Below are 23508 nucleotides of genomic sequence, written 5' to 3' on the forward strand. Positions count from 1 at the left end.
ACCCAAGGCGGCGCCGACGTCCCTATGCTGGCAGTCTGTTCAGATAGCGGGCCGGCTTCACGCCAGCTCTACCCACGGGACAGGAAGGCGACAGATGAGCGCGAAGACGGAGTCCCGGCTGACCCCGCGGCAGCGACTGGCCCGCGGCCTGACCTATTCGGCGCAGGGGCCGGTGGACGTCACCCGGGGAGTGGTCGGCCTGAGTGTCCAGTCCGCGCAGTCGACCGCCTCGAAGCTGCGTCGTCGGTATCAAGAGGGTCGGCTGGCCCGAGACCTTGCCGCGGCCCAGGAAACCCTGGCCCAGGAATTGGCCGCGGCGCAGGAAGTGGTCACGAGCCTGCCCCAGGCGCTGCAGGATGCGCGGCGCGCGCAGCGTCGCGGCAAGCGCCCGTTGGTCTTTGCCGGCGCCGCCGTCGCGGTCCTCGCCGGGGGCGCCGTCGTGTTCACCCTCGTCCGGCGCTCCGTGCGGGCGAAGCCTCAGGACCCGCAGTCGCGTCCGCCCAGCGTCGACGTGCAGCCGCGGCCCTAGGATCACCGCACAGCCAGCTGAAGCCGTTCGCGGCGCCGGACCAGGATGCTCGGCAGCCAGTCGCCGATGTCGGTCGCGTCGATCCATGAGGTGCGCTCGAGCAGCATCCGCAGCACGATGTGGGCCTCCAAGCGAGCCAGCGCGGCTCCTACGCAGAAATGCACGCCCCTGCCGAAACTCACGTGGCTCTTGGCGGCCGCGCGGTCGAGCCGGAACTCGTCCGGATCCGCAAAGTGCGTCGGGTCGCGGTTGGCGGCTCCCCACATCAGTAACAAGTGCGCGCCGGCCGGCACCTCGACCCCAGCCAGCGTGGTGTCGCGCCACACGTGGCGGTAATGACCGCGAAACGGCGACTCGAAGCGCAGCGTCTCTTCGATGAAACTGCTTAGTAATTGCGGGTTTTCGCGAAGTTGCTGCTGGATCGCGGGGCGATCGGTGAGGATCCAGGCCGCGCTGCCCAGCAGCGACGCCGTCGACTCTCCGGCGGCACTGAAGAGGGTGAGCATGATCCCGAGCGCCGGCAGCTGCGCGAGCTCACCCGACGCGCAGCGGGCTGCCAGATCGGCGATCAAACCGTCTTCTCTGTTGTCGCTTGCCTTTTCGAAGTGCTCGAGGACATAGCCGGAGAGTTCCATTGCCGCGGCCCCGGCCGCTGCGAGCTGGTCGGGTGTGACGATCCCGTCGAGCAACGTGGTGGTGGCGTAGCCGAGCCGAATGAGCCTGTCGACATCATCGTCCGGCAGACCCAGCAGCTTGCAGACCACCATCATCGGCAACCGGTTGGCTATCGCACTCATCCAGTGGATCCGGCCATCGCGCAGATTCTCGTCCCAGAGACGGTCCGCGGTCTGGGCGGCGAATTCTTCAATGATCCGAACACGTTTGGCCGACAAGTGGGGCAGCAGGATCTTCCGGTGCATCGCATGTACCGGGTCGTCCGCCGTGGCCAACGCGTGGGCAGGGCCTCCCGGTGGCCCCATGTCGAGCGGGGTGACGGAGCCGTCGTCATGGAAGACCACGGTGGCGGTGAGATTCGACGAGAAATCTTCGACGCGGTCGACTGCCTCGAGTACGGCGTCCCAACCGCACACCGCGTAGAACACGGAATCGCCGATGCGGTGCACCGGCGCCTCGGCACGCATGCGGTCGAACAGCGGGTAGGGATCCTGGATCGCCTCGCTGCTGAAGAATTCGATCGCACTGTCCAAGACCGCCATGTGTTTCAGGCTCGATGCAGCTCACCGCAGCGTCAATGGGATGCCGAGAAGTTGAGGAGCCGTCGCGCCTCCGGTCGACGGGGAACGACCGCGCGTACCCGCCGCCAGCAGCCGATTCGCGTGATGAAAACTACCGAAGATTTCTCACATTGCGAGAAGTATTTCCGCATCGCGCAACGTGGTGGAGCATGGGTGAATGCCGCGTGACGACTGGTTGGTGGGCCGCGATCGCCGTAGCGAAGCCGCCGAACGGATCTACAACGCGGCGGCCGACCTCATCGCGCGCCAGGGATACGAAGGATTCACGATCGAGGCCTTGGCGGCCCGGGTGCACTGCTCGCCCGCAACGATCTACCGGCATGCCGGCGGCAAGGCGACCATCCGCGACGCCGTGGTCGGTATTCAAGCGGCTCGCATTGTCGACGCCACACGGCGGGCCATCAAGGACCTTCGAGGCCCCGAGCGGGTCGTGACCGCCACGATCATGGCATTGGAACGCCTACGCTCCGATCCGCTGGCTCAGCTCATGCGGTCGATCCACGCTGCCCCGGTCAGCGATTGGGTCATCAGCTCACCCACGGTGACCGCCTTGGCCGCCGAGATGCTGGGGCCCGACAACGACGACCCGCTGGCCGCGCAGTGGCTGATCCGCGTCTTCCTGGCACTGTGGGCCTGGCCGCTCAAAGATCCGATCGCTGAGCGCGCCTTGGTGGAACGCTTTCTCGGTTCGTCCTACACGAAGGCAGTGAAGGAAGATTAGTCACGGGCGGCCGAAGGCTGCTTCTATTGCATCGCCTCTGCCCACGCGATGTGGCCTTCGAAGCCAAGCGTTCTCGCCAGGTCGCGGTAGCGATCCCTCAAGTGTGTGTAAGCGCCGACATCGCCGCGAGCCCGCGCCAATAAGGCCCTCGCCCGCTGCAACCAGATCTCCCTTATCAGCAGGCCCTCGTCGGCCGGCGCAGCCGCCAACCGCTCGATTGCGGCCTCAGCTTCGGCGACATCACGCTCCGCCCCGCGGTCGAGCAGGGTCTCCACCAGAACACCCGTCGCCAAAATGCCCCACGACAATAATTGCCCCGCCCGAGCGAGATGGTCGACGCCCGCACGCATCTCCGCTATCGCCTGGTCCTGATCTCCACGCCGAGCCGTCTCGCGGGCCACGTACACATCAATCATCGGTATATCGCACAAGAAGTGCCCCCCGCGCAGGAACACTTCGCGGACCTCCGCCAATAACTGCTGTCCGCGATCACGTTCGGCATCCGAACGCCGGTGTACCAGCGCAAGGCCCAAGGTCAACCAGGCGACCCCCACCTGGAGGTTGTCGCCGGATCGTTCGGCAATCGCCAAGGCATCCTCGATCTCGCGCAACGTCGAATCGTGGGGCCGCAACGCGCCGGCCGGTACCGCCGCGGTGTACACGTAGCTGACGACGGTGACGTAGGACAACGAGTCGGCGCCCTGCGCCACGGCCAGGCCGCGCCGCTGGTCATCTCGCCACCCGGGAAGTCCCAGCGCGTAACGGGCGGTAGCCCGCTGCGCAAAGGCGAGCGCCAGGGGGCACCCGAAGAGGAAGTTGCCCTTCGTCGGGTCTCCTTCGGCGAGGTCAATGACTCGCTGTGACAAGCGCAGCATCTCGGACCACTCGCCACTTGCCATCTTGGCGCGGATAGGGGTGAAGGACAGCCCTACCGTCAAGGTCGGATCGCTGATGGACTCGATAAGAGCGACGGCTTCGGAAGCCAGCCGCGACGCCTCGCGCACCCTGTCCTGGAACGCGTGATTCACCACGAGTCCCGCCATCGCAATGGCCAGTGACGGCTTGTCCCCCGCGGCACTGCACAATTTCCGCAACTCTTCGAAACGGTCCCCGACGTTGCTGACATGCAACCGCCAGGCGATGCCGCACAACATGGTGCGGGGAGCAATGCACATGGCCGCCAGGTCCGGGTTATCGGCGGTCAGTGCGTCGGCGATCCGCGTGGCACTTTCCCAACTCAGACGTGCCGCAGCGATATCGCGGTATCTCGCCCACATTGCCGCGCGCATGTGCCAGCCGTAGGCGTCGTGCAAGTCACCCGCGGCTTCCAGATGTTCGGCGATCAGCGCCGCGTTCTGGTCGCTCGATTCCGGCTCGCGGGCTTCGATGGCGGCGGCCAGACGGCGGTGCATCTGGGCGCGATCGGCTTTCAGTTGTGATTCGTAGGCCACAGCGCGAATCAGCGGGTGGCGGAACGCGAACTCGGTGCCGGGTGTGAATCGGACCTGATCGATCAGCGCAGCCTTCAGGAGTGCCTCGAGAGCAGGGGCATTGCCCACCGCGGCGAGGAGTTCCGGCGTGAAGCGCGAGCCGATCACCGCCGCGGCGTTCAGAGTCTGCTTGGCGTCGGGATCCAAACGGTCGATGCGCGCGGCGATCGTGGCCTGCAGGGTGGCCGGAACGGTGACCTCGGCCAGATCTGTGGCGCAGGTGAAACCGCCGCGGTCACCTGTGAGCACAGCACGCTCCGCAAGCTCGCGCACCATCTCCTGTGCGAAAAACGGGTTTCCGCCCGCCCGTTCGGCCACGAGCGCTTTGATCCCCGCGACCGACGAATCGGTGCCCAGCAATTCGTCAAGCAGCACCGCGGCTTCCGAATCGCTCAGCGGCGCCAGCGAGATTGTCTGTGTGCCAGGCACTTCCGCTAACGCGCCGCGATAGTCGGGACGGTAGGTGATCAGCACCATCGACGGCGTTTGGGGTATGACGGTGAGGAACTCGGCCAGCATCGACTCGCTGGCCTGATCGATCCAATGCACATCCTCGATGACGTAGAGAACCGGTTGGGTGCGGTTCAATGACAACGAGTTGATCAATGCGCTCAACCGTCGTCGCCGTGCATCGGGATGGATTGTCGGGGGCGGTGTGTCGGGGTCACGGATACCCATCAGGTCGTAGAGCAGCAGCACATCCTCATCGGAAGCGTCGGGGACGCCGGCGCGCACCTGTATGCGCGCTGCTTCGTCGTCGAGACCGGTTATCCGGGCGGCTTCGCGCAACAGCCCCGCTGCCACGAGAAAGGGCACGTCGCTGGTATGCGACTCGCAGAAAACCGAAGACACCACAACACCGCGACGATGGGCCATCGCGACCGCCTCATCGGTGAGTCGCGTCTTGCCGATGCCTGGCGGCCCGGCAACACAGACGACACACCCCCGCCCGCTCATCGATCGATCCAGGAGGCCGGCGATCGTTGTCACTTCGAGCTCTCGCCCGACCAACGCGCCTTGCAAGTCGTCACTTCGCTGGGGACCGCCGGTCAGGCTGAGGAGACGGCGGGCCAGCACCGGGAAAGCTTTGCCCTTGATGCGCACCTGCTCCGTTTCGCCCAGCAGGGCGCCCGGCTGAACGAGCCGGGCGGTGGATTCGCTGAGCATCACACCACCCGGCGGTGCCACAGATTCCATCCGTTGCGCCATCCCGACTTGCGCGCCAATTGCGGTGTAGCCCAACGGTCCCGAACCGACGTCACCCGCGATGACCTGACCCGAGTTCAGTCCCACCCGCAGCTGAAGGTCCACACCGTCGCGCTGTTGGACATCGGCCGCAAGCTGCTTGATGTCTTCCTGGACACCCAAGGCCGTCAGACAGGCGCGAAGAGCGTGGTCTTCCATTGCTACGGGCGCGCCGAACACCGCCATGATCCCGTCGCCGGTGAACTTGTCGACCGTGCCCCCGTAGCGGTGTACCACCTTGCTGCAGCGGTCGACCAGTTCGGCCATGATTTCGCGCAGCCGCTCCGCACCAACCGCGGCGGCGATGTCCATGGAATGCACCACGTCGGCGAACAGCACCGATACTTGCTTGTACTCCGCACGTGCGGCGGGGTCGGTAACCGGCGAGCCGCATCCGTGGCAGAACCGTGCATTCTCGAGGAACTCGGTGCCGCACGTCTGGCACGCCGCTACGGCCGTCATCCGACCCTCCGCCAACTGAAGACCCCAGGCGTTTGCTGGGGTATTCAAAGAATAAGCCGTTGGACACTCACCAGGGAGCCCTAGTTTCACGCGCGGTGACACCGGCCCGAAGTTTCAGGACAACCACGCCTCAATCCTTGGCAAAGCAGAACAACCGGTACGACGCCTCGCCGTTTTCCAGCCGGCGGTAGATCAACGACCCCCGCCCACCCGCGTAGTCATCGGCTATGCCGCGCAACAACGCGATATTCGGTAGCCGACGAGTGATCTGGTCGAAGAACCGATTCTTCTCCAGCCCGCGCATCACCTCAGCGTTGATGGTCTGCTCCGACACCCGGCGCATCGGGACGTTGGCCAGGTCCGTCTCCCAGGCGGCGATTTCGTCGGCATAGCGGATATCGGCGTACAGAAAATGCCCTCCCGTGCGCAGCACACGCTCCACCTCGGCGAAGAACTTGGGCACGTTTTGGTAGTTGATCGCGGCTTCGACATTGATCACCGCGTCGAAGGACCGATCGGGAAAGGGCAGGCTCTCGGCATTGCCCGCCACGAAGTTCAGACCGGGCAGCTTGTGCCTCTGTTGGCAGAATTCGATGCCGACCGTGTTCAGATCCAGCCCCGTATAGCAGGCCGGGCGCAGAGTCCGCATCAGATACGAAGCCCCGCCACCATGGCCGCAACTGACCTCGAGCACCTTTTTGCCGGCGAGATCCACCTGGGTCGCCGTGCGGTGGTAGAGCTGGATAGGAAATCGATCGGGCTCGTCGGACGCCGCCAGTGGCAGGGCCATCGGCGGGCTCTCCTCGTATCCGTAGTTCAGGAACAATACGTCGTCCCTTATGAGCAGGCGGCTGAGGAACCGGTAACCGTATTTGAACCGCAAATTCAACAGTTTCAGCAGCATTGGGTTGCTGTTCAGCCGGTCGATGAGGCTTTCGATGGTCGTCTGCTGGAGCCGCGCATCGTCTCTGGCGCAAAACCGGCGCAGCGGTAATCGCCGAGGTAGCCTGACGCCCATGCTTAAGTGTCCCATTCCGACACTGCTGCGCGAACGTGCCAGTCTGCAGCCCAACCAGACGGCGTTCACATTTATGGATTACGAACAGGACCCGGCCGGAATTGCCGAAAGCCTGACGTGGTCACAGCTGTATCGACGGGTGCTTAATATTGCACGGGAGCTCAGGCTTCACGGATCAAATGGCGACCGCGCTGTGATACTGGCGCCGCCAGGACTTGACTACATCAGCGCGTTTCTCGGCGCATTACAGGCCGGGCTCATCGCGGTCCCCCTGGGTGGGGCCAGCGATGAGCGTATTGACGCGGTGCTGGGTGACGCGTCGCCCGCGGTCATTCTCACGACATCGTCTGTCGCGGGCGATATCGCCGCGGGTCTCGAATCGAAGGCCGGCGAAGCCGTCCCGTCATTTATCGAAGTTGATTTGTTGGACCTCGACTCGAAGAAGGCGTCCGCTGCGCGGGTCGAGAATTCAACAGAGACAGTGTATTTGCAGTACACGTCCGGATCGACCCGTACCCCCGTCGGCGTCATGGTTACGGACAAAAACGTCATGGCGAATTTCGGCCAGATCAATGCTGACTTCTTCGGGGACCATGGGGGAGTTGCCCCGCCGGACACCACTGTGGTGTCCTGGCTGCCCTTCTACCACGACATGGGGTTGCATCTCGGAATCATCTTTCCGGTTCTGACCGGATTTCGCGCTGTCCTTGCCAGTCCCGTCGCGTTTCTGCAGCGGCCGGCCCGGTGGATGCAATGGCTTGCCGGCAACAGTCACTCACTGTCGGCAGGACCTAACTTCGCCTTCGAATTAGCGGCACGAAAAACATCGGACGATGACCTGGCCGGGCTCGACCTTGGAAACGTGCTCAGCATCCTCAACGGGAGCGAGCGCGTACAGCCCGCAACTCTGCAGCGCTTCACCGAGAGGTTCGCGCCCTTCAACCTGCACGACAGGGTGCTACGGCCCTCATACGGGATGGCAGAAGCAACGTTGTATGTCGCGACTCGCGAAGCGGGTCAACCACCCCAGATCGTTCATTTCGACTCCGAAGAGCTGACCGCGGGCCGCGCGAAGCGTCGGGCAGACGGGGGCGGTACAGCGCTCGTCAGCTACGGCGTTCCGGAATCGCCGATGGTGCGAATCGTCAATCCGGAGAACAGCATCGAGTGTCCGGCGGGAACGACCGGTGAAATCTGGGTGCACGGGGACAACGTCGCAACCGGCTACTGGCAGCGGCCCCAAGAGTCGACGCAGATATTCGGCGCAACGCTTGTCACTCCGTCCGACGGCACCCCGGAAGGGCCGTGGCTGAGAACTGGAGATTCGGGCTTCATCTGCGACGGCGAGCTGTTCATCATCGGCCGGATCAAGGATCTTTTGATCGTGTACGGGCGTAACCACTCTCCCGACGACCTTGAAGCAACGATCCAGAGCATCACGCCGGGACGATGCGCGGCGATTGCGGTTCCGGACGACGGCACGGACAAGGTCGTCGCAATCATCGAGCTCAAGGATCGCACCGACTCCCACGAGGACGCGGCTGATAGGTTCAACGTCGTCAAACGTCAAGTGACCTCTGCGATTTCCAACATGCACGGCCTGCGCATCGCGGATCTCGTTGTGGTAGCGCCTGGTTCGATTCCCATCACCACTAGCGGCAAGGTGAGAAGGGCAGCCTGCGTCGAGCGGTACCGCCAGAACCAATTCGCCCGCTTGGACGCTTAGTGCCAGCGCCACGGGCGATCGCGGAGTCCGCGCACCGGTGCCACTACCTGTTGCAGGGGGCGTCGTGAAACTGTCGAACATGCTGCTAGCCGAATCCGAGCGCACGGTGGCAGTCGTGCGACACCACCTGAACCGCGACACTTTACGTTTTCTGCGCGAAAGCCACCTGGGGCTTCCACCGCAGCCTCCATCGGGTCGCCGCACGCTCGTTCTATTCGCACACTTCGATCCCCAGGGCATCGTCGATCCTTACGTCACCTATTACCTGAAGGCGCTGCAAGGACTTGGTGCAGCCATCGTTTTCGTTTCCGGCTCACCCATCCTCTCGGCGGAATCGGTCGCTCCCATCCGGCCCTTCTGTGCGGGCATTTACACCCGCCGCACGCTTGCCTACGACTTCGGCTCGTGGCACCTCGCGTGGTGCATCCTCCGGCAGCGCGGCTGGTCGCTCGATCAGTTCGACCGGTTCGTCATCGCCAACGACAGCGTGTTCGGCCCCCTCTTTCCCCTCGAGGAGATGTGGAACTCGTTCCACGATGCCGACATGTACGGCCCCATCGAAAATACCCAGATGGCCCCCCACCTCCAATCTTTCTTTGTGGGATGGGATCTCAACTCACGCACTCGCGCCTTCCTCGACGATTTCTGGAACAACTTCCAGTACGTCGTCCATAAAGGCACCCTTGTCTGGCGGTACGAGGTCGGCTTATCCAAACGCGCTCGTAATGCAGGCTTGCAGATCAAACCGTTCGTCTCCGCCGCCACCGTCAAAACAACCTATGGGCGCTCATCGGCGCAGCGCTGGGCCGGCGAACGCTCCGCACGAAATAACAGCACTCTCTACTGTTGGGACGGCCTGATCGAGGATTTCCGATTCCCGTTCCTCAAGACGAACCTGGCGCGGTACGACATGCCGTGGCACGCGTCGATGGAGGACCTCCGCGCGGTCATCGAGCAACATACCTCCTATCCCTTCCAATTCGTCCAATCGAACGTGGACAGGCTCGGACGGAGAGCGCCCCCGCTGATCAGCGGCTACGCCCGCCCAACAGCTCGGTGGACGCACCCCGAAGCGCGCAAGACCTACTCGCCGCGGGCCAGCGGGTCAAGATGAACGCCCTTCGCCGCTCAAATGCTGCTCATACCAGCGCTCACCAGCATTAACCCCGCCACAGCGGGGACGACAATGAGAATCCGCCGACGGTTAACGGCGGCCCACCGCTGCAGCTGCAGCATGGCCAACTCGGTTCTCGCCGGCATTACCAGACAGCTGACGAGCGGGACCTCCACGAGAACAAGCACCATGACGGTGAATATCACGACCGCGCCGAGCTGAGTCGCGATTCCGGCTCCCGAGGAGACGATGATGACGAGCACGAAGAGATAATCGATGGGCGGCATGGTCGATACCACGCCAATCCCGAACGCCACCCACGGATTTCCGCCTTGCAGCGCATGACGCATGCGGGCAATTACCCAGGCGGATGGGGTCGGTGTGGGCTGCAGAGTCGGGGACGGAGCGCCGCCGTACGACCCCGCCGACACAACTACCGCGATCAACAGCATGAGCACACCGACGGCGACTTGGAAATAGCCACTCGTGAAGCGTGCGAGCGTGGACCTCGCCTCTTCCATATCCTTCAGCAGCGAACCGTGCAGCAGGACAAGCGCGCCAACGCCGGGGGCGACGCCGGCTGCCAGACCGCCCAGCCAGTACGCAAAAAGGTTGTGCCGGGCCCGGGGGCGTGACATCAACACCCCGCCGATGACCAGACGCGTCGGGTCGATCGACACCCAGAGGGCGATCGCCAGCACCGTGCCCCACATCATCGGCCACGCTCCCGGCGGGCGATGCCTTCTATGAGATCGGTCGCAGCGCCGACACTTTCGGCAGGCTTGGTCATTCGGGCGGCGATCTCGCCAGCACGGGCCACGTAGTGCGGCGCTCGAATACGACGTAAATGTGAGATCAGCGATCTTTGGGTGATGGTCGATAAGCGTTGAGCGCGAGCGACTTTCATACGTGTCGCCTGCGCTGCCCATAGCGGCTGATCGGCCACGTCCCAAAGGATCAACATGGGGATTCCTGCCCGTAGGCCCGCGGCCGTGGTGCCCGCACCACCGTGGTGGACGATCGCGCGACAGATCGGAAGGATGGACGAATAGTTGAGCAGATCAACAAGCTTCACGCGCTCGGGAGGTGACACGCCGTTGGGGCCGCTGGCATCGCAATAAATCAAGGCCCGTTCGCCGAGCTCCGCGCAAGCTGCGGCGATCATGGCGATCGTGTCGGCGGGAGCTTGGACCGGCGTGCTGCCGAAACCGAAGTAGATCGGCGGCGTTCCCGCGGCAACCCACGACGCGACCTCACCGTCGGAATCCGTCGGCAACTCCATCGTCAGCGCGCCGACGAAGGGGCGCCGGCCAGTCCATTCGGCTGCGAGGCCCGGAAAGCAAGCCTCGTCGTAGGCCTGGATTTCGACCGATCCACGTTCCGCCATCCGCTTGGCCGCGGGGGCCGCCGCGCGCGGTAGGCCGAGTTCACGACGCTGTGCGTCGTCGGCGTCCTTGGTGATGCGCCAATACAGCCGCCAAGCTGCCCGCAGAGTGGAGCGGACCAGGGGTGCCGGCGACGGTAGCGATGGCAGGGCGAGTTGTCCATTGACGCAGATCGGCATGTGGTGGAGCGCCGCCAGCGGAATGTCATAGTACTCCGCAACATTGGCAACGACGCCGTGGTACGTCTGGCCCGTTACCAGCAGGTCGGCCCCGTCCGCCAGCGACACCAGCGTCCTGCTCATCTGCGCCCAACCCTCGACGAAGAGGTCCTTGCCGGTGCGCACCAAGTTGACGGGATTCTGCGGCTTGAAGGCGTGGTGAACAAAGTCCGCGACCGCCCTGACCTGCTTCTGCGAATCTGGTCCGTAACCGACCGCAGTAAGGCCGGCCGACTCCACGAAGCCGAGCAGGTTGGGTGGAGCCGCTATGCGCACGTCGTGGCCCCTGCGCAGCAGCTCCAAACCAACTGCGGCGCAGGGTTCGACGTCGCCGCGAGTCCCATGGGCGGCCAACACGATTTTCATCCGGATAGTTCGATTGGTTGACTTGCACGACGTCCGTCCGCGACGCGCTTCAAGACGGATTTCATCGCTTGCAGGTAGCGGGTCACGGAGTCTTTGGCGATCGGATTTTTCGGGAGGTTCACCCACATGGACACCTCATCGAAGAGACGGATCACCGAGAAATAGAGGTGCGCCGGATCCCTGGGGTCGCAGTAGATGCTGACCTTCGCGTTTTTCATGTGGGAGGCGACAGTCGCGGAGAAGGGAGGGAGGCCCGCATCCATGTAGTTGACCATCGTGCAGTTCGGGCCCCATGCCCTGAGCCAGGGCGCCAATTTCAATATTTCGTTAAACGACACGTTGGCGAGGTCCAGATTCGAATCGAAGGAAGCCTGCGCGGCACGGGCGGTCTCTTCGAAGGATGCCGGGTTGACAGGTACCGTGAACGGAACCACGCCGGTGAACCAGCCCATTGTCGAAAATTCCGCCAGCGACCTGCGCTTGTCGGTCGGCGCAAGGCCATAATACGTTGTGGCGCCGGTTAACTCATGCTGCGCGAGAGCTATGCAGGCAAACAAACCGCCGCTGACGCGCGCCCCCGCCGCGATGCAGCGGGATTCGAATTCGGCCGTCTGTTGCTGATCCATCAGCCGATCGACCACCAGGTCGCCACCCGTGGCCTGCGACAGATCACCAAGCGGCAGTGGGAAGTCCGGTAGGGTTCCACCGTTGTTCTCGGCGAACTCGATCCACCTGCGTACCTCGGCGGAATCCAAGGTCAGAGACGATACGTGCTGCTGCTCCCGGATGCAGAAATCGTCATGGCTGGCCGCCGGCGGTACCTGGACGAGCGCACGGCCGGCTACCAGGACACGGTAGTTCATCACGATTTCGGTGTATAAGCCCGCAATGATTGTCGGGTCACAGTGCAGGTGATCGACAATCGAGAAAATCGTGAAGTGGTCCTCGCGCTGAATAATGCCGAACCTGAAGCAATCCCACTCCACCGGATCCGGAGTGGACAGCACGAACTGATGCCACTCTTGTGGCGTCATGTCGCCCTGCCGGACCGGGACGAACTCGATGTCGGCCGGCTCGACGATCGTATGCCGCACAATGCTTTCCGTGCCTTCGTACTCGAACCAACTGTGATAAGTCTTGTGCCGCCGCAGGTGCGAGTTTATGACGTAGCCCATGGTACGAACGTCGCAACGACCGGGCTCGTCTCCGGTGCCGATTACCAGGCGCGCATAATCGAGCCCGCGGGCCGCGTAGCGGGAAAAGCCGCGAAGGTGCGCTTCTTGCATTGCGCTGAGCGGTACATCACTTATCGGGGCTTGCCGGGCTTTCGCCAGCGAGGCCGACGATGGCTGCCAAGAAACGACTTTGCCCGTCTCCGGCGCCCAGTCATACACCGTTCCCACGAACAGCCCGTGCGCTGGCCCTGCACCTACGAACACCCGGCCCTCCTCTAGTCGACTTGCGGCTCGGCCGGCGTTTCGATGTGCTGACCTATTGCGGCGGGCCCGAGACCACCCGTAGGAGCGAGCCTTTCGCACAACAGTCCGGCCAAGCCCTGAATGGTGGTGATGTCGTTGGTGGTGACGCGTATCCCTGTCTCAGCCTCGATGCGGGTGCGCAGCTCGAGGTTTCCCATGGAGTCGAGACCGTATTCGGAGAGCGGGTGGTCCGGATCGATGGTGCGACGCAGAATCAGGCTGACCGCATCGGAGATCATCCGCCGTAGTCGGACGGGCCACTCCTCCGATGGCAGCGCATACAACTCGTTCAGCAATTCGCCCGCTGCCGACGCACTTTGATCGTTGGACCGGAACAGTTCAGCGAACCGGCTGCGGTGCGCGTAGGCGGCGAACCACGGCGTTCCCGTCAGCTTTGCATACCCGGAGTACGCGCGGTCATGGCACAGCAGAGCCTGGAATGCGTAGCCACCCTCGTCGGCGGTGAAAGCGGTGTCGCGCCAGTGCGCGATGGCGGTGCCTTCGCCGTCGCGTCCGGGCGCCAAATCCTCACCGGCCTCGGCTCGGAGCTCTGCGGCGCGACCGACCTCGGCCCACAATGCCCACCCGATTCCGGTGGCGGGTAGGCCTTGAGTTCGGCGCCACCGCGCGAATGCGTCCAGCCAGCCGTTAGCGGCGGCGTACGGCCCTTGCCCGGGCGAGCCCACCAGGCCTACCGCCGAGGAGAACAAGCAGAACCAATCCAGGGGCAGCGTGGACGTGGCCTGGTGTAAGTTCCACGCGCCGTAGACCTTTGGAGCCCAATTTCGGTCGATGAGCTCGTCAGTCACGTTCGCCAGCATCGCGTTTTCGAATACCGCAGCGGCGTGCAGCACCCCACGCAACGGAAACCCGGTGGCGGTCGCCGCACGTACCAAACGCGGCGCTGTGTCGACTTCAGTGATGTCGCCGCATTCCACCGCGATGTCGGTGCCCATCGCCCGGATGAGCTCGATCGTTTCCAGCGCCTTGGGATTGGGCTGAGAACGGGAGCTGAGCACAATGCGCCCACAACCGGCCGCGGCCATTTTCTCGGCGAGAAACAGTCCGATGCCACCCAGACCGCCGGTGACGATGTAGGAACCGTCGTTCCGGAAAGGCCGGGCCTGTTCGGGCGGCACCACGACGCTGGTGTGTCCGGACCGGGGCACGTCGAGCACGATCTTGCCCGTCTGCTCGGCCGCGCTCATCGTGCGGACTGCGGTGGCCGCATCGCCGATCGGTTGGTGAGTGCTTGCCGGTAAAGGCAAATCGCCGTCTGCGACGAGCCGGTACACCGTGCCCAGCAGGTCGCCTACCCGTTGTGGATGACTCTGTGACATCAGTGCCAGGTCGACGTAGTGGAACGTGAGATTGCGATGGAACGGGAAGAGCCCCAGTCGGGTGTTGGCGTAGACATCGCGCTTACCAATCTCCACAAATCGTCCGCCGATGGACAGCACTTCCAGCCCGGCGCGCTGTGCGGCGCCAGGTAGCGAGTTGAGCACGATGTCGACGCCGTCTCCGTCGGTGTCACGGCGGATATGCTCGGCGAAGTCGGTACTACGGGAGTCGTAGATATGCTGGATATCCAGCTCGCGCAATAGTTCTCGGCGGTGCTCGCTACCCGCGGTAGCGAAGATCTCGGCGCCCGCGGCACGGGCGATCGCGATCGCCGCCCGCCCCACGCTGCCAGTGGCGGAGTGAATCAACACCCGGTCACCGCTGGTGATCCTGGCCTGATCGTGCAGGCCATACCAGGCGATGGCGTGCGCGGTACTCACCGCCGCCGCTTGGGCCTCGGTGAGCCCCCGCGGCAGGGTCACAGCCAGGCGCGCGTCACATGTGGTGAACGTGGACCAGCAACCGTTTTTGGAGAAACCGCCGACACGGTCACCCACACGATGAGTTGTCACGTCGGAAGCGACCGCCGTCACAACACCGGCAAAATCCATACCAAGCTGCGGCACATCCCCGTCGATGCTCGGATACCGGCCCAAGGCCAAGAGGACATCGGCGAAGTTGATGCCAGCTGCGCTCACCTTGACTTCGATCTCGCCGGCCTCCGGCGACACGCGTTGGAAGGCAGTCAGTTCCATCGTTTCCAAGTCACCGGGCGTGCGGATCTGCATGCGCAGACCATCGTGCTCGTGGTCCACCATGGTGGTTCGCCGCTCCTCAGGGCGTAGCGGTGCGGGACTCAGACGCGCCGTATACCACTCGCCCTTCCGCCAGGCCGTCTCGTCCTCCTCCGAGCTCCCCAGCAGTTGCCTTGCCAGCCGCTCGGCCTCGCCGTCCTCGCCCATGTCGATCTGGGTGGCGCACAGATGCGGATACTCCGTGCTGATCGCTCGCACCAGGCCGCGGAGCCCAGCCTGCTCGAGGTTCGGCACGTCGCCCGGCAACACGGTCTGAGCGTTCCGCGTTACGAGGTAAAGGCGCGGCGGCTCTTCGTCAATGTCCGTGATTTTCCGGGCGATTCGCACTAGATGACGCACATAGTCGCCACCGAGCAGCCCACACTCCTGCTCCGGGTTGCCGTTCTTGGGGCCGGTGAGTATGACGACCCTGCTGACCTGGTCGGCAAGATGCCTGCCGACCAATTCGGTGTTCGCCTGGTGATCGGCATGCTGCGGCCATGTCATGGTCAAGCACCTGGCACCCTCGGCCTTCAATGCGTCGGTCAGGCTTGTCGCCATGACGTCGGCGGTGGCGGAAGTGCTGATCAGCAAACACGTTCCCGGGCCGACGTGATCCACATCCGGCAGGGTTCGCCGTTTCCACTCGATGCTCAGCAGCCGCTCGTTGAGCACGCGATCGCGGTTTGCGCTCTCCGAGGACCCGGTCCCGAGTTGCAGCCCGCGCACGGCCAGCAGAACCGTCCCGTGCTCATCGAGCACATCGAGGTCGGCCTCCAACCCGACCCCGTCAGCCCGTGTCACCTTCGTATAGCAGTAACGCGCGGTGCGAGCAGAACCATAGGCACGGACTCTGCGTACGCCCAGCGGCAGCAGCAACCCGGCGTCACCTGCGGCCTGGGCGCCGGAATGAGCGGCCACCGACTGAAAACAGGCATCCAACAAGGCCGGATGGACGCCGTAGGCGCTGTGTTGCGAGCGGATAGGGCCGGGTAGGCCCACCTCGGCCAGCACCGTGCCGATCGGCTCCTCTGCGCCATGCACCGCGGCCAATCCGGCGAACGCCGGGCCGTACTGCAACCCGTGCCCGTCGAACTGGGTCCGCAGCTCCGTTCCGGCGAGCCGGCATGGGTGGGCCGCGAGTAGGGCGGGCATCTCGTACGCCGGTGGCTGGTCCTCATCCACCCCCGCGTGCAGCACCGCTGTCGCCCGCCGAAGCTGTGTACCGTCCTGGAAGGTCTCCACCACGAATTCGACCGCGCCCGTCATGGTCACCGACGCAACCGCCGATACCGGCGTCTGGTCGTCCAGCAACAGCATCGCCTCGAAACGGATGTCGCGAACTTCAGATTTCTCGCCAAGGATCGTGCGAGCCGCGGCCAGCGCCATCTCGCAGTAGGCCGCCCCCGGAAGGGCGGCCACATTGTGTATCCGGTGGTCGCCCAGCCAGGGGTGGGCCGCGGTGCCGACCTCGCCCTGCCAAACGTGGCGCTCCGGCTCCTCGTGCAATCGCACATGCGCCCCCAGCAGCGGGTGCGCCGGAACCGTGCCGGCCCCGCGCGCCCGCGGATCCGGGCCTTTGCGGGTCAGCAGCAGCGGGCGGTGACTCCATGCCGGCAGCGGTGCATCCACCAGCTGACCGCGCGGATAGATCACCGAGAAGTCAATCGCCGCACCGGCACTGAACAAATCCAGCAGCAAGCTGCGCAGGCCGTGCGGTAGCGGTTGGTCGCGGCGCATGGCGGTGAGCGCGGCCACCGGCATGCCAACACTGCCGGCGGTCTGCTCGACGGCGTGGGTGAGTAGGGGGTGCGGAGCCAACTCCGCGAAGACCCGGAAGCCGTCCTCCAACGCCGCCTGTACAGCCGCGGCGAAACGCACCATGTGACGCAAATTGTCCGACCAGTACCAGGCATCGCACACGGGCTGCTCACGCGGGTCGAACGCGGTCGCGGAGTAGAACGGCAGCTGCGGTGTCGCGGGCTTAATCTCCGCGAGCAGGTCGAACAGCTCGTCGAGGATCGGATCGACCTGTGGGGAGTGGGAGGCGACATCGACGGCGATTTCTCGTGCCACTAAATCCCTTTGCTCCCAGGCATTGACCAGATCCCGCACGGTTTGCGCGGCGCCACCGATCACCGTGGACTGTGGCGAGGCCACCACCGCCAGCACAACGTCATCGACGCCGCGGGCCGTCAGTTCCAAAAGCACTTGCTCGGCGGGCAGTTCCACCGCTGCCATCGCCCCGGAACCGGCGATCGTGGACATCAGCCGCGAGCGGCGACAGATCACGCGGACCCCGTCTTCCAGCGTCAGCGCTCCCGCCACAACCGCGGCTGCGGCCTCGCCCATCGAGTGGCCGATCACGGCGCCCGGCTGCACACCGTATGCCTTCATCGTGGCCGCCAGTGCGACCTGCATGGTGAACAGGGTGGGCTGAATCCGATCGATCCCGCTCACCGTCTCGGGTACCGAAATCGCCTCGGTGACAGAGAATCCCGACTCGCCGGTGATCATCGGCTCGAGCTGGGCCACGGTCGCGGCGAACACCGGCTCGGCGGCGAGCAGGTCGGCGCCCATCGCCGCCCAGTGCGAACCCTGCCCGGAGAACACCCATACCGGGCCTCGATCGTCCTGCCCGACCGTGGGCTGATACGGAAAATCGGTTTCGGCGACCTTGCGCAATCCCTCGGTCAGTTCCTTGATGGTGGGTGCGATGACCGCGGTGCGCACCGACCGGTGCGCACGCCTGCGAGCAAGCGTGTACGCCAGATCCGTTGCCGCAAGGTCCGATGCGTGCGCGTCGACCCAGTCAGCGAGGCGCCCGGCCGTTTGCCGTAGTCCGCTGGCCGACGTGGCCGACAACGCGAACAGCAGCGGGCCGTCAATAGCGGGAGTGGTTGGCGCGGCATCCGGCACGACCGTCTCGGGTGCTTGCTCCACAATGGCATGCACGTTGGTTCCGGAGAACCCGTAAGACGACACCGCCGCGCGCCGGGGTCCATGATGGCCATTGTCGGGCCACGGCGTATTCTCCTGCGGCACAAAGAGGTTGGTCTCGATCTGTGCGATCTCGTCAGGCAGTCGGGTGAAGTGCAGATTGGGCGGAATCACACCGTGCTGCAGCACGAGAACCGCCTTCATCAGCCCCAGCGCTCCGGCAGCCGATTGGGTGTGCCCGAAGTTGGTCTTCACCGATGCCAGCGCGCATGGCCCGTCGAGGCCGTACACCTCTGCCAGGCTGGCGTATTCGATGGGATCGCCCACCGGGGTGCCGGGACCGTGTGCCTCCACCATGCCGACGGTGCGGGCGTCCACACCGGCCCCGGCCAATGCTGCCCGATAGGCTTCGACTTGTGCGCCTCGCGACGGCGTCACGATGTTCGGCGTGTGGCCATCCTGGTTGGCGGCGGTGCCGCGTAGCACAGCCAAGATCCGGTCGCCGTCGCGGAGCGCATCCGCTAACCGCTTGAGCAACAGCACGACACAACCCTCGCCGGCCACGAACCCGTCAGCAGCGATGTCGAATGCGTGGCAGCGTCCGGTTGCAGACAACATTCCGATCGCAGAACCCGAACAGGATTTGCGCGGCTCAAACGACACCGAGGCGCCGCCGGCCAGGGCCATGTCGCTTTCGCCGTCATGCAGGCTGCGGCACGCTAGATGCACCGCGGCCAGGCCGGACGAGCATGCGGTGTCCACCGTCATCGCCGGACCTTGCAGTCCCATCGTGTAGGCGATCCGCCCGGACCCCATGGCGAAGCTGTTGCCCATGTATCCGTACGGCCCCTCCAAGGCGTCGGCTTCGGCGTGCACGAATTGGTAGTCGTCGTGCATCAGTCCCACAAACACGCCCGTCCGCGACCGGGCCAGCATCTTGCGCGTCAGGCCGCCGTGCTCCATGGCCTCCCATGAGGTTTCCAGCAGCAAGCGGTGCTGGGGATCCATCGCCGTCGCTTCTTTTTCGGTGATGCCGAAAAAGTCGGGGTCAAAGCCGGCCACGTCATCCAGGAATGCACCCCACTTACACACCGATCGACCCGGCACACCGGGCTGGGGATCGTAGTACTCGTCGGCGTCCCACCGGTCGGGTGGAATCTCGGTGACCAGGTCGTCGCCGCGCAGCAACGCCTCCCATAGCCGTTGGGGAGAGTCGATACCGCCAGGTAGTCGGCAAGCCATGCCGATCACCGCCACCGGGGTACAGGGCGTCTTGACTACCGGAACAACAGGCATAACCGGTCCTGAATCCGCACCCGATGATGAATTGGCCCGCACAAGCCGTTCCTCCTCACAGCAACGGTCGAGTTGCGCTGTGGGCTGACTTATCGCTGGGTTGCAACCGGTCAGTTGTCGGGCATGCTAGCCGATCGCGGCCGGTTTGCGGCGCCGGTTAAGTGCGAGGCGAGTGCGTGGCGAGAGTTAACTGAGTGCGGTAGTGAGTGGGCGGCGCGCCCAAACGCAAGGTGGCGGGGAAGGGACTGACTTGTGGAGCCTAGGGGAATCGAACCCCTGACACCCGCCTTGCAAAGGCGGTGCTCTACCAACTGAGCTAAGGCCCCTCATCGTGACTAAGTGGCTGACCTTGGTCATCCACAGCCACGTGCCAGACCTCGACTCCACGTCGTGACCACGCCACCGCTGCCAATACGGCGATGAGTCCCAGTGGCAGTGCGAGCCTTACGCAACGTCTTGACGGGCACATGGTTGTGGGCCTAGGAGGACTCGAACCTCCGACCTCTTCGTTATCAGCGAAGCGCTCTAACCGCCTGAGCTATAGGCCCGTACTCGCGTACGGCCGAGCGACGAGATTACCGCAATCCCTGCCCTACTCCCAAAAGCGCAGCATCCACTGCTAGTCGCGGTCCGCCAGCGTGACCTCGACGCCGCCGATCAGATCGGTCGTCAGGTTGTAGACGAACGCGGCGATGGTCGCCATCGCGGTCAGCAGCACGATGTTGACCAAGCCGATCAGGACGGCGCCGCCGAAGATCGTGCCGCTGGATACCAATTCGCCGCTGCTGCCGCTGGTGTTGTTCAGCAGGTCACCGACGTTGCTGTTCAACTTCGACCAAACCCCCATGCCGCCGAGCACCAGGTAGAGGAACGCGACGGCGATCATCCAGACAAAGAACAGCGCCACCGAGAGCAGCAACGACACCTTCAACGTGCTCCACGGGTCGATGCGGCGGATCTGCATGCTCGCTCGCACCGGACCCCGCGTGCGCCGGGACACCTGCACCCGGTTGTCGCGGCTGTCCCGTCCCTCCCGGGTGTCGGCGGTGGCCGAACGTCCGGCGCCTGACGAGCTCGACGATTCCGCGGACCGCTCGGGGGTGGGCTTGCGGTGCGGGCCGCGCGGCAGCGGGCCGGACAGATCCGGTAGCTCGCTGGCGTAGGCGTCCGTCGGCGCTGCCTCACCACGCGTGGGCTCGGGCTCTTTGGCATGCGACGGAGCGCCAGGTGCCGCGGTGCCGGAGATGAAACGGTTCAGCCGGGCTTCGACGCCGCCGGCCTGACCGGATGACCGCTTCTCGGTGGGCGGCTCGCCCTGCCGAGGTCCCGGCTGCTGAGGCCGGGCGCCGCCGCGCTGCCAGGGCGGTCCATCCCCGCCCTCTTGGCTGCGGCCACCCTGCGCGGGCGGCGCGGCGCGGCGCACCCCGGCACGCTCGACCGAACCATCCCCGTTGGGGCCGTCCCCCTTGTTGGGGGCGCCCGGCTCGTTCGGTGAGGTCACCCCGACTCCTTAGGTCTCCTACCCTGGCCGCCCACGCGGTGGCAGTCGCATTACGTCTGGTCGGGCTGAGTCTAGTGGCTCGTTGCCGACTAGCTGTCCGACTCCGCGGCACCGCCGCTTTCCTCGACGACTTCGTCCGCGTTTTCCTCCGCGTTGCGGGCGATGGCCAACAGCGTGTTCTCTTCACCGAGGTTCATCAGGCGCACGCCCTTGGTCTGCCGTCCCGCCTTGCGGACCTGGCCCGCTGCGGTGCGGATGACGCCGCCTCCCGAGGTGATCGCGTACAACTCGCTGTCCTCATCGACAATCAACGCACCAACCAGCCTGCCACGCCGCCGGTCGTACATCACCGTCAGGACTCCCTTGCCGCCGCGGCCCTGCACCGGATACTCCTCGATCGCGGTGCGCTTGGCGTAGCCGCCCGACGTCGCCACCAGCAGGTACGTGTCCTCGCGCACGACGTTGAGCGACAACAGATAGTCGTCGGTGTTGAACCGCATGCCCTGGACGCCGGAGGTGGCGCGGCCCATCGGGCGCAGCGCTTCGTCGGTCGCCGAGAACCGGATGGACTGCCCGTTGGCCGAGACCAGCAACAGGTCCTCCTCGGCGGAGCAGAGCACCGCACCGACCAGTTCGTCGCTGTCGCGCAGGTTGATCGCCACGATTCCGCCCGAGCGATTGGAATCGAAGTCGGTCAGCTTGGTCTTCTTCACCAGACCGTTGCGGGTCGCCAGCACCAGGTAAGGGGCGTCCTCGTAGCCGCGGATCTGGATGACCTGCGCGATGCGTTCCTCGGGTTGGAACGCCAACAGGTTGGCGACGTGCTGACCGCGCGCGGTCCTCGAGGCCTCGGGTAGTTCGTACGCCTTGGCGCGATACACCCGGCCCTGCGTGGTGAAGAACAGGATCCAGTCGTGCGTGGAGCACACGAAGAAGTGCCGCACGATGTCGTCCTGCTTGAGCCCGGCGCCCTGCACGCCCTTACCGCCGCGTTTCTGGCTGCGGTACAGGTCGGTCTTGGTGCGCTTGGCGTAGCCGGTCTCGGTGATGGTGACGACGACGTCCTCGCGGGCGATCAGGTCCTCGTCGTTGACGTCACCGTCGGCGGCGATGATCCGGGTACGACGCTCGTCGCCGTGCTTGTCGACGATCTCGGACAGCTCGTCGTGCACGATCGCGCGCTGGCGCTCGGGCTTGGCCAGGATGTCTTCCAGGTCCGCGATCTCGGCCTCGATCTTGGCCAGGTCGTCGATGATGCGCTGGCGCTCCAGCGCGGCCAGCCGGCGCAGCTGCATGTCCAGGATCGCCTGCGCCTGGATTTCGTCGATATCCAGCAGCTCGATCAGGCCGGCCCGCGCGATCTCCACGGTCTCCGACGCGCGGATCAGGGCGATCACCTCGTCCAGCGCGTCGAGCGCTTTGACCAGACCGCGCAAGATGTGGGCGCGTTCGTTGGCCTTGCGCAACCGGTAGGTGGTGCGCCGCACGATGACGTCGAGTTGATGCGCGACGTAGTAGCGGATCATCTGGTCGAGCCGCAGCGTGCGCGGCACCCCGTCGACGATCGAGAGCATGTTCGCGCCGAAGCTGGTCTGCAGCTGGGTGTGCTTGTAGAGGTTGTTCAGCACCACCTTGGCCACGGCGTCGCGCTTGATCTCCACCACGATGCGCAGACCGACGCGGTCGCTGGACTGGTCTTCGATGTTGGAGATGCCGGCCAGCTTGCCGTCGCGGACCTGCTCGGCGATCGAGGTGATGAAGTTGTCGTGGTTGACCTGATACGGCAGCTCGGTAATCACCAGCGAGGTGCGGCCACGTGAATCCTCTTCCACCTCAACGACTCCGCGCATCCGGATCGAACCGCGGCCGGTGGTGTAGGCGTCGTGGATGCCCTGCGACCCGACGATCAGACCGTGGGTGGGGAAGTCCGGGCCCTTGACCCGCTCGCAGACCGCGGCCAGGGTGGCCTCTTCGTCGGCCTCGTGATTGTCCAGGCACCAGTAGACGGCTTCGGCCAACTCGCGCAGGTTGTGCGGGGGGATGTTGGTCGCCATGCCGACCGCGATACCGCCGGAGCCGTTGGCCAGCAGGTTGGGGAACCGGCTGGGCAGCACGGTCGGTTCCTGCACACGACCGTCATAGTTGGGGATGAAATCGACTGTCTCCTCGTCGATTTCGCGCAGCATCTCCATCGCGAGCGGGGTCAGCCGCGCCTCGGTGTACCGCATGGCGGCCGGCGGGTCGTTACCCGGCGAACCGAAGTTGCCCTGCCCGTCGACCAGTGGATAGCGCAGCGACCACGGCTGCGCCATGCGCACCAGGGTGTCGTAGATCGACGCGTCACCGTGCGGGTGGTAGTTACCCATCGTCTCGGCGACCGAACGCGCCGACTTGGCGTGGCTGCGGTCCGGGCGGAACCCGGAGTCGTACATCGCATAGAGCACCCGGCGGTGCACCGGCTTGAGGCCGTCGCGCACCTCGGGCAGCGCGCGGCCGACGATGACGCTCATCGCGTAATCGATGTAGCTGCGCTGCATCTCCTGCTGAATGTCGACCGGTTGGATGCGGTCGACGGAGTCGTCGCCTGGCGGCAGCGTGGTGTCAGTCATGTATTCCTCGTTGGTTGGT

At 64.9% G+C, this 23508-nt stretch carries 13 protein-coding genes and 2 tRNA genes; 4 read left to right on the plus strand and 11 right to left on the minus strand.

Annotated elements, in window-relative coordinates; translation table 11 throughout:
* The first annotated feature begins 94 nt into the window (after positions 1-94).
* Positions 95-529 carry a cell wall synthesis protein CwsA gene (gene cwsA / locus B8W69_RS04620; RefSeq protein ID WP_085288762.1) on the plus strand — a complete coding sequence of 145 codons (435 nt, stop codon included), beginning with the start codon at positions 95-97 and terminating at the stop codon, positions 527-529.
* Between the two features lie 2 nt (positions 530-531).
* On the opposite strand, the gene B8W69_RS04625 is transcribed toward cwsA, so the two are convergent.
* Positions 532-1746, minus strand: coding sequence for a cytochrome P450 (locus B8W69_RS04625; RefSeq protein WP_085288763.1), 1215 nt, complete (start codon positions 1744-1746; stop codon positions 532-534).
* Between the two features lie 196 nt (positions 1747-1942).
* Here B8W69_RS04625 and B8W69_RS04630 point away from each other — a divergent pair, with 196 nt between their 5' ends.
* Positions 1943-2506, plus strand: coding sequence for a TetR/AcrR family transcriptional regulator (locus B8W69_RS04630; RefSeq protein ID WP_085288764.1), 564 nt, complete (start codon positions 1943-1945; stop codon positions 2504-2506).
* Between the two features lie 23 nt (positions 2507-2529).
* On the opposite strand, the gene B8W69_RS04635 is transcribed toward B8W69_RS04630, so the two are convergent.
* On the minus strand, positions 2530-5703 hold the full coding sequence (locus tag B8W69_RS04635; protein ID WP_085288765.1) for an ATP-binding protein: 3174 nt from the start codon (positions 5701-5703) through the stop codon (positions 2530-2532).
* A gap of 130 nt (positions 5704-5833) precedes the next feature.
* Positions 5834-6607, minus strand: coding sequence for a phthiotriol/phenolphthiotriol dimycocerosates methyltransferase (locus B8W69_RS04640; protein WP_085288766.1), 774 nt, complete (start codon positions 6605-6607; stop codon positions 5834-5836).
* A gap of 112 nt (positions 6608-6719) precedes the next feature.
* Between B8W69_RS04640 and B8W69_RS04645 the strand changes: the two genes are divergently transcribed.
* Positions 6720-8447, plus strand: a complete 1728-nt coding sequence (locus B8W69_RS04645) for an AMP-binding protein (protein ID WP_085288767.1) — start codon at positions 6720-6722, stop codon at positions 8445-8447.
* A gap of 64 nt (positions 8448-8511) precedes the next feature.
* The gene (locus B8W69_RS04650; RefSeq protein WP_085288768.1) at positions 8512-9561 is read left to right on the plus strand and encodes a rhamnan synthesis F family protein; all 1050 of its coding nucleotides are present in this window, start codon (positions 8512-8514) and stop codon (positions 9559-9561) included.
* Between the two features lie 14 nt (positions 9562-9575).
* Here the strand turns inward: B8W69_RS04650 and B8W69_RS04655 are convergent, their stop codons facing one another.
* The 8 genes from B8W69_RS04655 to gyrA form a co-directional block, all read right to left on the minus strand.
* Positions 9576-10277, minus strand: a complete 702-nt coding sequence (locus tag B8W69_RS04655; RefSeq protein ID WP_085288769.1) for a GAP family protein — start codon at positions 10275-10277, stop codon at positions 9576-9578.
* Positions 10274-11530: a glycosyltransferase gene (locus B8W69_RS04660; RefSeq protein ID WP_085288770.1), complete on the minus strand. Its 1257-nt coding sequence runs from the start codon at positions 11528-11530 to the stop codon at positions 10274-10276. The genes B8W69_RS04655 and B8W69_RS04660 overlap by 4 nt, the downstream gene beginning before the upstream one ends.
* On the minus strand, positions 11527-12969 hold the full coding sequence (locus B8W69_RS04665) for an amino acid adenylation domain-containing protein (protein WP_085288771.1): 1443 nt from the start codon (positions 12967-12969) through the stop codon (positions 11527-11529). The genes B8W69_RS04660 and B8W69_RS04665 overlap by 4 nt, the downstream gene beginning before the upstream one ends.
* Before the next feature lie 11 nt (positions 12970-12980).
* Entirely contained in the window at positions 12981-19379 is a 6399-nt protein-coding gene (pks2, locus tag B8W69_RS04670; RefSeq protein WP_085288772.1) for a sulfolipid-1 biosynthesis phthioceranic/hydroxyphthioceranic acid synthase, read from the minus strand.
* A 253-nt stretch (positions 19380-19632) separates the two neighbouring features.
* Positions 19633-19705 (minus strand) — tRNA-Ala (locus tag B8W69_RS04675).
* A gap of 148 nt (positions 19706-19853) precedes the next feature.
* Positions 19854-19927: transfer RNA gene (locus B8W69_RS04680), tRNA-Ile, on the minus strand.
* Positions 19928-19998: 71 nt separating this feature from the next.
* Complete coding sequence (locus tag B8W69_RS04685) at positions 19999-20880, minus strand: DUF3566 domain-containing protein (RefSeq protein WP_085288773.1); 882 nt, start codon at positions 20878-20880, stop codon at positions 19999-20001.
* A gap of 89 nt (positions 20881-20969) precedes the next feature.
* The gene (gene gyrA / locus B8W69_RS04690; protein ID WP_085288774.1) at positions 20970-23489 is read right to left on the minus strand and encodes a DNA gyrase subunit A; all 2520 of its coding nucleotides are present in this window, start codon (positions 23487-23489) and stop codon (positions 20970-20972) included.
* Positions 23490-23508 lie beyond the last annotated feature (19 nt).

Source organism: Mycolicibacterium vulneris (assembly GCF_002104765.1).
In the GTDB taxonomy this organism is placed as follows: Bacteria; Actinomycetota; Actinomycetes; order Mycobacteriales; family Mycobacteriaceae; genus Mycobacterium; species Mycobacterium vulneris.